This is a genomic window from Lentzea sp. (assembly GCF_035525475.1).
Taxonomy (GTDB): Bacteria; Actinomycetota; Actinomycetes; order Mycobacteriales; family Pseudonocardiaceae; genus Lentzea.
The window spans coordinates 1-2,861 of sequence record NZ_DATLEC010000240.1 but is presented as its reverse complement, the minus strand read 5'-3'; the positions used below and the strand labels follow the sequence as shown (position 1 = coordinate 2,861).

Genomic DNA, 2,861 nt, shown 5'->3' with positions numbered 1-2,861 from the left:
AACAACCGGTTGAAGCGACTGATCGACCTCGGCGCGCCCGAGATCATCGTCAACAACGAGAAGCGGATGCTGCAGGAGGCCGTCGACGCGCTGTTCGACAACGGCCGCCGCGGCCGCCCGGTCACCGGTCCCGGTAACCGCCCGCTGAAGTCGCTGTCCGACCTGCTGAAGGGCAAGCAGGGCCGGTTCCGCCAGAACCTGCTCGGCAAGCGCGTCGACTACTCCGGCCGTTCGGTCATCGTGGTCGGCCCGCAGCTCAAGCTGCACCAGTGCGGTCTGCCCAAGCAGATGGCGCTGGAGCTCTTCAAGCCGTTCGTGATGAAGCGGCTCGTGGACCTCAACCACGCGCAGAACATCAAGTCCGCCAAGCGGATGGTCGAGCGTGCGCGCCCGGCCGTGTGGGACGTGCTGGAAGAGGTCATCACCGAGCACCCGGTGCTGCTCAACCGCGCACCCACGCTGCACCGCCTCGGCATCCAGGCCTTCGAGCCGCAGCTGGTCGAGGGCAAGGCCATCCAGCTGCACCCGCTGGTCTGCGAGGCGTTCAACGCCGACTTCGACGGTGACCAGATGGCAGTCCACCTGCCGCTGTCCGCCGAGGCGCAGGCCGAGGCCCGCGTCCTGATGCTGTCGTCGAACAACATCCTGTCCCCGGCGTCCGGCAAGCCGCTGGCCATGCCGCGTCTGGACATGGTGACGGGCCTGTACCACCTGACCCGTCACAAGGTCGGCGACATCGGCGAGGGCCACTTCTACTCGTCGCCCGCCGAGGCCCTGATGGCGTACGACCGCAAGGTCCTGGGCCTGCAGGCGATGGTGAAGATCCGCGTCTCCGACAAGAACCCGCCCAAGGGCCAGGAGCCCGAAGGCTGGGAGCCCGGTCAGCCGTGGCTCGCGGAGACCACGCTGGGTCGCGTGCTGTTCAACGAGATCCTGCCGCAGGACTACGCCTTCATCAACGAGGTCATGCCCAAGAAGCGGCAGGCCATCATCATCAACGACCTGGCCGAGCGGTACCCGATGGTCACCGTCGCCCGGACGCTGGACAAGCTGAAGGACGCCGGTTTCCACTGGGCCACCCGCTCCGGTGTCACGGTCGCGATCTCGGACGTCCTCGTGCCCGCGGCGAAGCAGGACATCCTCGAGGAGCACGAGCGCCTCGCGGACGCCGTCGAGAAGCGCTACCAGCGCGGTCAGCTCTCCCACGAGGAGCGCAACTCCGAGCTGGTCAAGGTGTGGACCAAGGCCACCGAGCAGGTCCACGAGATCATGGAAGACAACTTCCCCGAGGACAACTCGATCCGCGTCATCGTCCAGTCCGGCGCCGCCGGCAACATGACGCAGGTCCGTTCGCTCGCGGGTATGCGTGGTCTCGTGACCAACCCGAAGGGTGAGTACATCCCGCGCCCGATCAAGAACTCGTTCCGCGAGGGCTTGTCGGTGCTGGAGTACTTCATCGCGACGCACGGTGCCCGCAAGGGTCTGGCCGACACCGCGCTGCGCACCGCCGACTCGGGTTACCTGACCCGTCGTCTGGTGGACGTCTCGCAGGACGTCATCATCCGCGAGGTCGACTGCGGCACCACCCGTGGTGTGCAGATGACCGTCGGCGAGCAGATGGGCGACAAGGTCGGCCTGCACGAGTTCGCGCAGACCTCCGTGTACGCCCGCACCGTCGCGGAGGACATCACCGACGCCCAGGGCAACCTGGTGCTGAACCGCGGTGACGACCTCGGCGACCCGGCGCTGCAGTCGCTGGTCGAGGCCGGCGTCCTGCGCGTCAAGGTGCGCTCGGTGCTGACCTGCGAGTCCGCGGTCGGTGTGTGCGCGTCCTGCTACGGCCGCTCCATGGCCACCGGCCAGCTGGTCGACGTCGGCGAGGCCGTCGGCATCGTCGCCGCCCAGTCGATCGGTGAGCCCGGCACGCAGCTGACGATGCGCACGTTCCACCAGGGTGGTGTGGCCGGTGACGACATCACGACCGGTCTGCCCCGTGTCCAGGAGCTCTTCGAGGCCCGCGTCCCGAAGGGCAAGGCGCCGATCGCCGACGTCGACGGCCGCGTCCGCATCGAGGACGGCGACCGCTTCTGGAAGATCACGCTGATCCCGGACGACGGCTCCGAGGAGATCGTGTTCGAGAAGCTGTCCAAGCGTCAGCGTCTCGCCAACACGGCCACCGGCCCGCTGCAGGACGGCGACCACGTGCACGTCGGTCAGCAGCTGCTGGAAGGTACTCCGGACCCGCACGAGGTCCTGCGCGTCATGGGCCCGCGCGAGGCCCAGCTGCACCTGGTGCAGGAAGTGCAGAAGGTGTACCGCGCCCAGGGTGTGGCGATCCACGACAAGCACATCGAGGTCATCGTCCGGCAGATGCTCCGCCGGGTGACGATCATCGACTCCGGCGCTACCGAGTTCCTGCCCGGGTCTTTGGTCGAGCGTGCGGACTTCGAGTCGGGTAACCGCGCCGTCGTCGCCGAGGGTGGCGAGCCGGCTGCCGGTCGTCCGGTGCTGATGGGTATCACGAAGGCCTCGCTGGCTACCGATTCCTGGTTGTCCGCGGCGTCGTTCCAGGAGACCACCCGTGTGCTGACCGACGCTGCCATCAACGGGCGTTCGGACAAGCTCATCGGTCTCAAGGAGAACGTGATCATCGGTAAGCTGATCCCGGCTGGTACGGGCATCAACCGGTACCGGAACATCCAGGTCCAGCCGACTGAGGAGGCGCGGGCCGCGGCCTACGCGATTCCTTCTTACGACGACGGGTACTACACGCCTGACGTCTTCGGGACCGGGACTGGTGCCGCTGTGCCGCTCGACGACTACGACTTCGGGCGGGACTACCGCTAGTCGTTCGTTAGTTG

The 2,861-nt window shown here is 67.3% G+C and carries 1 protein-coding gene; it reads left to right on the top strand.

Features of this window, described 5'->3' with window-relative positions; all coding sequences use genetic code 11:
- Nucleotides 1–2,847 (top strand): DNA-directed RNA polymerase subunit beta' (gene rpoC / locus VM306_RS36145; RefSeq protein WP_325523054.1); only part of this gene is annotated, 2,847 nt, incomplete at its 5' end.
- Nucleotides 2,848–2,861 lie beyond the last annotated feature (14 nt).